The organism is Streptococcus sp. HMSC066F10 (genome assembly GCF_001813805.1).
Taxonomy (GTDB): domain Bacteria; phylum Bacillota; class Bacilli; order Lactobacillales; family Streptococcaceae; genus Streptococcus; species Streptococcus vaginalis.
This window is the reverse complement of the sequence record NZ_KV814002.1, coordinates 94237-100444: the sequence shown is the minus strand read 5'-3', so window position 1 is coordinate 100444 and position 6208 is coordinate 94237. Positions and strand designations below refer to the sequence as shown.

Genomic DNA, 6208 nt, shown 5'->3' with positions numbered 1-6208 from the left:
TGAGATATTTTGAAATTAAATAGCACCACGTGTTATATTAGCTTTGGAGAGGGTTATGAAATATAAACGAATTGTATGTAAAGTCGGCACCAGTTCTTTAACAAATGAGGATGGAAGTTTATCGAGAACGAAAGTGAGAGTGATTACCCAGCAGTTAGCCATGCTACATGAAGCAGGGCACGAGGTGATTTTAGTCTCATCAGGAGCAATAGCGGCAGGCTTCTCATCTTTGGGCTTTAAGAAACGCCCGACAAAAATTGCAGACAAGCAAGCGTCCGCAGCGGTGGGTCAGGGCTTGCTGTTAGAAGAATACACGACGAATCTGTTATTGAAAAAGATTGTCTCGGCTCAGATTTTATTAACACAAGATGATTTTGCGGATAAACGGCGCTATAAAAATACACATCAGGCGATTTCTGTTTTGCTCAACCGAGGAGCCATTCCAATTATCAATGAAAATGATACGGTTTCCATTGCTGAGTTGAAAGTCGGTGACAATGATACGTTGAGCGCTCAGGTTGCGTCTATGGTGCAAGCAGATTTGTTAGTTTTATTAACGGATGTTGACGGGCTTTATACGGCAAATCCAGTCAATCATCCTGATGCCAAGCGCCTTGATTTGGTAGAGGAGATTACGACGGATTTGCTTGAAATGGCAGGTGGAGCAGGCTCTTCTAATGGAACAGGTGGTATGCTGACCAAGCTAAAAGCAGCAACGATTGCCACTATGGCAGGGGTTCCTGTTTATATTTGTTCCTCTTTGAAAGAGCAAGCCCTCATCGAAGCCGCAGAAAATCAGGGAAATGGCACATTTTTTACTGCTTCAGCCAAAAATATGAAAACGCAAAAACAATGGTTGGCTTTTTACGCTGCCAGTCAAGGCTCTATCTGGGTGGATAGAGGTGCAAGTACAGCATTGAGTGAGCAAGGCAAGAGCTTACTTGTTTCAGGAATTTCAAAAATGTCAGGACACTTTTCTTATGATGATATTGTGACCGTCTATGAAAAGGATACAGAGCGCATTTTAGGAAAAGGACGTGTTCGTTTTGGGCAGTCAGCTTTGCAAGATATGCTGAAAGCCAATAAACCAAAGGGAGTGGTAATTCACCGAGATCATTGGATTTCACTAACGCCTGAATTGGAATTATTATTGTCAGAATTTTAAGAGGAAGTAGGATATGAATAGTACACAAGGCTTACTAGAGAAAATCAAGCAAGCAAAAAAATCAATTAACACAGCTTCAACAGCTGAGAAAAATAAAGCTCTGTCTTTGATGGCTGATTATTTAGAAGCAGCTACGGACGCAATTTTGACAGCCAATGCGGAAGACATGAAAGCGGCAAAAGGTCATATTTCAGATGTCATGTTGGATCGTCTGTATTTAGATGTCAATCGCATCAAAGACATGGCAACTGGCATTCGTCAAGTGATTGCGTTGCCAGATCCCGTTGGAGACATCTTAGAAGTCTCTCATTTGGAAAATGGACTAGAAATCATTAAAAAGCGGGTAGCTCTTGGAGTGATTGGAATTATCTATGAAAGTCGTCCAAATGTGACATCTGATGCAGCTGCTTTAGCCATTAAAAGCGGGAATGCAGTTGTTCTTCGCAGCGGAAAAGAAGCGCATAAAACAGCTACTGCCATTATTTCTGCGCTAAAAGCTGCACTTTGTCAAACCGCGATTTCAGATGATTGTTTGCAGTTGGTGTCAGATACCAGTCGTGAAAGTGCTCAAATCTTGATGAAAGCAAAAGGCTATTTGGATTTGCTAATTCCTCGTGGGGGTGCGGGGCTGATTCAAGCGGTCGTTGAAAATGCGACCGTTCCTGTTATTGAGACTGGTACGGGGATTGTTCATATCTATGTTGATAAGGACGCCAATCAAGAAATGGCACTAGATATCATTGATAACGCTAAAACCAGTCGTCCTTCGGTCTGCAATGCAATGGAAGTTTGTCTGGTTCATAAAGAAATTGCTTCTCAGTTTCTCCCAACATTAGAAGAACGCTTAGTAACTGTTCGTAAAGCGCGTGGGGTAGTACCTGTTCAACTTCGATTGGATGAAATAGCTCGCTCTTTCATCTCAGGGGAAATAGCAGAGCCTAGCGACTTTGATAGCGAATTTTCAGATTACATCATGGCTGTAAAGGTAGTGGCTTCTTTGGAAGAAGCTATCACACATATTGAGCAACACAGCACACATCATTCAGATGCCATTATTACCAACAATGCCACCAGCGCAGCGACTTTTACAGAGCAGGTTGATAGTGCAGCAGTCTATGTCAATACTTCCACACGTTTCACAGACGGTGGAGAATTTGGTTTGGGCTGTGAAATGGGGATTTCTACTCAGAAATTACACGCACGCGGTCCGATGGGCTTAAAAGAATTAACGAGTTACAAATATGTTGTGCAAGGTTCAGGACAAATTAGGGAGTAAAAACATGAAAATTGGATTTATCGGCTTAGGAAATATGGGAGGGAGCTTAGCGCGTGTAGTGGCGAGGCAAAAAAATCATCAAGCTCTACTAGCAAATCGAAGCCCAGAAAAAGCAAAACAGATCGCGAATGAAGTGGGTGGCGAACCTGTCACGAACGAAGTCGTCTTTGAGCAAGCAGATGTTATTTTCTTAGGTGTTAAACCCGCCCAATTTGCGGATTTGTTGCAAGAGTACCATGCTATTTTGGAAAAACGCAGCTCTGTTTTACTGATTTCTATGGCTGCCGGCTTGACCTTGCAGCAGTTAGAAGCTCTTGTTCCTACACAACATCGGTTGATCCGGATAATGCCCAATACGCCTGTTGCAGTTGGTGACGGTGTTATCAGCTATGTTTTATCAGATAAAGCAACAGAGCAGGATGAAGACTTGTTGTGTGAACTATTGGATTCTGCCGGTTTGCTGGTTCATTTAAAGGAGCAGCAATTAGATGCCGCTACTGCTGTGGCAGGCTGTGGTCCTGCTTTTGTGTATCTTTTTTTAGAAGCATTAGCTGACGCAGGAGTACAAACTGGCTTACCACGAGACTTAGCTCTGCAATTAGCAAATCAGACCCTTTTAGGAGCAGCAGCATTAGCCAAAGAAAGTGGTCAACACCCTGCTGTTCTCAAAGATCAGGTTTGCAGCCCAGCAGGCTCAACGATTGCGGGAGTAGCAAGTCTTGAAGAAGATGCTTTCAGAGGGAACATTATCAAAGCCGTTGCTGCGTCTTATAAACGCACTCAGGAACTAGGCAAATGACATAGATGGTTTGCAATGATTGAAGCATTTTATGACATCAAAAAAATTTATAATAGAAAATCAAATGATTTTTTATACTTTGTAAAAATCTCCAACTTCAAAGTGTATGGCGCAATAAATCAACAACATGGTAGTTGATTGCTCAAGGTACTAGCAGATAGAAGTGAAGGTCGTTAAATCTTGTAATTTTCATTAAGTATTGAGTCAAAAAGTCTTTTAAAAATTAGTCATTTTATCTCATTTGTCAAATTTTTTATCTTATAGTAAAATAGAAAAGCATGATAAATTCTAGGTGTGATGTCTAGAGATTAGTGAAGGAGAAGTATGAATCAATTACCAAATTGTCCACAATGCAACTCAGAATATGTTTACGAAGACGGTTTGCTGTTAGTTTGCCCTGAATGTGCCTACGAATGGAATCCGACAGAAGTCGTTGAAGAAGAGCGTATCAGAGCAATTGATGCAAATGGGAATCAGCTTGCGGACGGAGATACCGTCACTCTCATCAAAGATTTAAAGGTCAAAGGTGCTCCAAAGGATTTGAAACAAGGGACGCGTGTGAAAAATATTCGGATTGTAGAAGGAGACCACAATATTGACTGCAAGATTGATGGTTTTGGTGCGATGAAGCTCAAATCGGAGTTTGTCAAGAAAATCTGAGGTTGGTGATGAAGCGAAATGTGATTTTTTATAGCCGCATGGTATTGTTTATGTTAGGATTTATAGGAGTCTACCTTGAAATCATAAAGCATGGTGGCTTAGGAATGCTGATGTACTACACAGTTTTATCTAACATGATTGTCACAGCTTTTACGGCCTATTTGCTCTATCTAATGGCGCATTCTGAACATCGCTGGCAAACGCAGTCGCTGTTTCGATTAAAAGGCGGAGTGACCATGTGTATCATGATTACATGCGTCATTTATCATTTTATGTTGGCACCGCTCGCGACTGATTTTTATCGACTGGAAAATTTCCTCTGTCATTACATTGTACCACTATGGTTTTTAGCGGATACCTTGTTGTTTGATAAACGCTCACAATATCGTTGGTTTGACCCGATTGTTTGGACAAGTGTGCCTTTGATTTATTTGGCTTTTGCCTTGTTTAATGGTTTAGTCATCAAATGGCCTATTCCAGGCGCAAAAGATAGTCCTTTTGCTTATTTTTTCTTAAATATTCCAAAGTACGGTTGGCCGTATGTGTTGCAATGGTCACTTAAAATCTTTATCGGCTATTTGCTTGCCGGTTATAGTTTTTATGGAGTGATGTCTTTTTCAAGACGTCAGAAACGAAAACAGCCCTCTTAGAGTTTACAAAAAACAGATGTTGTCTGTTTTTTTCTATATTTTGCTAAAAACTCTCTATTTGACTTATTTTTTCTTGTCAAGATGTGTTTTCTGTGTTATGTTTAACTAGTTAAATATTAACTAGTTAAATAAAAGGAGAGCTATATGAAATATAAGAAGCTTTGGGCATTGGCGGGAATTGCTTTATCTTGCAATCTTTTACTGACTGCTTGCTATTCTAACTCGTCGTCAAAAAGCAGGGATAAGGTGACGGCGAAACAAGGAGTGAAAAAGAAACATTCTAACGCTAAAAAAGGTCAAGTACCAGGTGTAGATAAGCCGACAGATGATAGTTTTCTATTCACAAGTGAATCACAGATTAAGGCTAGAACAAGTGACGGTTTGATTTTAGACCATGATGGTCACACACACTTTATTTTTTATTCCGATTTAAAAAACAGCAAATGGGCTTATTTGATTCCGAAAAATGGTCAAGCTCCGTCAACCGCCGCTGCGTAGCCAAATTACACAAATCCACCTGTTAATCCGCAACATCCAGGTTCAAACAAACATCAGTTTGCTGGTATAGATTATCCGACAAGTGATGGATTTTTATTTGATGGAACAGGGATTCAAGAAAAGAAATCCTATGGCTTATTAGTGAACCATAACGGTCATACGCACGTTATCTCTTATGAACAACTCATTCAGTCCAAATGGGAATATTTAATCCCAGCAGAGTATAAAAAATCTGCTGAGGACGCTTACTATGCTCGAAAAGGTCAAACTCCGTCCACGCCAGCACAAGATTCTTCAAAAGAAAATGAAGAAATCACTAAGAAAAAGACCTATCTGGCATAACAGTTGGGAATTGATGAAAGTTTGATCCAAGTGATTGACAATGAAAAAGGGAAGGCTTTTGTTTATCCACATGGCGATCACAAACATTCAACTTTAATTAGTGACATTGATACGACCAAACCATTCGATCCACACGGTGATCCGCATGCTCATGATAAGGTAGGCATGGCAACATTGAAAGCCTTAGGATTTGATGATGAGATTATCGAAGATATTTTACATGCAACTGCGGATACAGAATTTCCGTCAAATGAAACGGACTTGGAAAAGATGAAAGCCTGGTTGGCAACGGTGAAATACCTAAATATTGGGCAATGAAAAGATCCGCTGGAACGTAAAGGTCTTAATTTGATGCCAAATATTGAAGTGCTAGGAATTGGTTTTACCAAAATTAAAGACATTCGTCCGCTGGCTCAGTTGAAGAATTTAGAATCCTTAAATTTGGACTATAATGAAATTTCAGATATTTCAGCTCTGTCAAATCTTTCAAATTTACAAGCGGTTAGTCTGGAGCACAATCAACTCCAAGATGTATCAGCATTGGCTCAAAAAGCGCACCTAACACGTCTGTTCTTGTCAAATAATCCTAACTTGGATATCAATAGTTTGAAAACCTTAGCGCTTGCAGAACTGACAGTGAATGAGTCAAATATTCAAAATTTGAATTTCTTGAAAAACAATCCTGCTTTGACAAGTATTACAATGAGTGGTAATCGCCTGACTTCGTTGGCAGGGATTGAAGCAGCAAAGAATCTGACCAGCTTTACAGCAGCTTAAGATCAAATTCAGAGCTTAAATATCTCTGGAGCTCAATCATC

9 protein-coding genes are annotated in these 6208 nt (G+C 40.2%); all 9 read left to right on the top strand.

Annotated elements, in window-relative coordinates:
• The first annotated feature begins 55 nt into the window (after positions 1 to 55).
• Positions 56 to 1165 (top strand): glutamate 5-kinase, encoded by a 1110-nt coding sequence (proB, locus tag HMPREF2933_RS09465; RefSeq protein ID WP_024052296.1) that lies wholly within the window; start codon positions 56 to 58, stop codon positions 1163 to 1165.
• A 13-nt stretch (positions 1166 to 1178) separates the two neighbouring features.
• Positions 1179 to 2441 carry a glutamate-5-semialdehyde dehydrogenase gene (locus HMPREF2933_RS09460; protein WP_024052295.1) on the top strand — a complete coding sequence of 421 codons (1263 nt, stop codon included), beginning with the start codon at positions 1179 to 1181 and terminating at the stop codon, positions 2439 to 2441.
• Between the two features lie 4 nt (positions 2442 to 2445).
• Positions 2446 to 3240 carry a pyrroline-5-carboxylate reductase gene (gene proC, locus HMPREF2933_RS09455; protein WP_024052294.1) on the top strand — a complete coding sequence of 265 codons (795 nt, stop codon included), beginning with the start codon at positions 2446 to 2448 and terminating at the stop codon, positions 3238 to 3240.
• A 324-nt stretch (positions 3241 to 3564) separates the two neighbouring features.
• Entirely contained in the window at positions 3565 to 3900 is a 336-nt protein-coding gene (locus HMPREF2933_RS09450; protein WP_003032271.1) for a zinc ribbon domain-containing protein YjdM, read from the top strand.
• A gap of 8 nt (positions 3901 to 3908) precedes the next feature.
• A complete protein-coding gene (locus tag HMPREF2933_RS09445) occupies positions 3909 to 4550 on the top strand; it encodes a Pr6Pr family membrane protein (protein WP_070241654.1) in 642 nt (213 codons plus the stop codon).
• A 144-nt stretch (positions 4551 to 4694) separates the two neighbouring features.
• On the top strand, positions 4695 to 5048 hold the full coding sequence (locus tag HMPREF2933_RS10510) for a pneumococcal-type histidine triad protein (protein WP_224783953.1): 354 nt from the start codon (positions 4695 to 4697) through the stop codon (positions 5046 to 5048).
• A 66-nt stretch (positions 5049 to 5114) separates the two neighbouring features.
• The gene (locus HMPREF2933_RS10505) at positions 5115 to 5390 is read left to right on the top strand and encodes a pneumococcal-type histidine triad protein (protein ID WP_224784587.1); all 276 of its coding nucleotides are present in this window, start codon (positions 5115 to 5117) and stop codon (positions 5388 to 5390) included.
• A gap of 3 nt (positions 5391 to 5393) precedes the next feature.
• Positions 5394 to 5708 carry a hypothetical protein gene (locus HMPREF2933_RS10500; protein WP_024052290.1) on the top strand — a complete coding sequence of 105 codons (315 nt, stop codon included), beginning with the start codon at positions 5394 to 5396 and terminating at the stop codon, positions 5706 to 5708.
• A gap of 33 nt (positions 5709 to 5741) precedes the next feature.
• On the top strand, positions 5742 to 6167 hold the full coding sequence (locus tag HMPREF2933_RS10495) for a leucine-rich repeat domain-containing protein (protein WP_024052289.1): 426 nt from the start codon (positions 5742 to 5744) through the stop codon (positions 6165 to 6167).
• Positions 6168 to 6208: the final 41 nt, after the last annotated feature.